Raw genomic sequence first — 1,257 nt, 5'->3', positions numbered from 1 at the left:
TTTCTTTGCAGCAGTGTATGGACCGGGGACATAGGTAACAGGTGTATCGGGACATGGGTAACACTCTGGAGGCATTTTTTCCGGAGCCGGCCATGTCGTGGAACCCGAGAGATACCGTGAACCTACGTCTGGAATTTGTTCGGCTCGCCCTGCAGGAGGGCGCTAACCGCCGCGAGTTGTGCCAGCGATACGGCATCAGTGCGAAGACCGGCTACAAGTGGCTCAACCGGTATGCGCAGGCTGGCGAAGCCGGTCTGGAAGATCGCTCGCGCCGGCCGCTATCGAGCCCGAATCGCACGGCTGCCGAGATTGAGCAGCGCGTGGTGGCGTTACGTAGCGAACATCGCTGGGGCGGACGCAAGCTCGAACGGCGTCTGCGTGATCTCGGCCATCCTGTGGTGCCCACGGCGGGCACCATGACCCGGATTCTGCATCGGCATGGCCTGATCATCGCCGAAGCCTCGGCGGCGGCAACACCCTGGAAGCGCTTCGAGCACGAGCAGCCCAATGATCTGTGGCAGATGGATTTCAAGGGCTGGATTGAGCTCGTCGATAGCCGGCGCTGCTCGCCGCTGACCGTGCTCGATGACCATTCGCGCTTCAATATCGCGCTTGACGCCTGCGGGCCGACTGACACGCCAGCCGTGCGCCGGCGACTGCGCGACGCGTTCCGCCGCTACGGGTTGCCGTTGCGCATCAACGCCGACAACGGCTCGCCGTGGGGAAGCCCGGCACAGCCCGGACAACTCACCACGTTGGGCATCTGGTTGATCCGTCTGGGCGTGAAGATTTCGTACAGCCGCCCGGCCCATCCACAGACCAACGGGCAAAGATGAACGGTTTCACCGTACGCTGAAGGCTGAACTGCTTGGTGGCCGGCACTTCGCCAGTTTCCGTGGCGCGCAGCAGGCATTCGACAGCTGGCGTATCGTCTACAACACACAGCGGCCGCATCAGGCGCTGGACATGGACACGCCCATCACGCGTTTCCGGCCCAGTCCGCGCGCCTATCCCGAGCAGCTGCCGCCGTTGCAATACGGCGACGCAGACGTTGTTGTGCGGGTGCGCGTCAATGGCGAGCTGCGCTTCATGTCCCGACGTTTCAAGGTCTCAAGTGCGCTTGAGAACCTGCCCGTTGCCATCCGGCCAAGCACGACGCAACCGGACTGCTACGACCTTTACATCGCTCATCATCACTTCGATACCATCAACATAAACCTGACGGCATGACCGGATGAATGTGTTACCCATGTCCCG

At 62.1% G+C, this 1,257-nt stretch carries 1 pseudogene; it reads left to right on the top strand.

What is annotated here, in order from left to right:
* Nucleotides 1-92 precede the first annotated feature (92 nt).
* Nucleotides 93-1,230 (top strand): annotated as a pseudogene (locus tag AWB80_RS42740) (IS481 family transposase).
* The last annotated feature ends 27 nt before the right edge of the window (nucleotides 1,231-1,257 follow it).

The sequence above is a fragment of the Caballeronia pedi genome, from assembly GCF_001544915.2.
In the GTDB taxonomy this organism is placed as follows: Bacteria; Pseudomonadota; Gammaproteobacteria; order Burkholderiales; family Burkholderiaceae; genus Caballeronia; species Caballeronia pedi.
The sequence above is the reverse complement of the archived record's forward strand: the minus strand, read 5'-3'. Positions and strand labels throughout refer to the sequence as shown.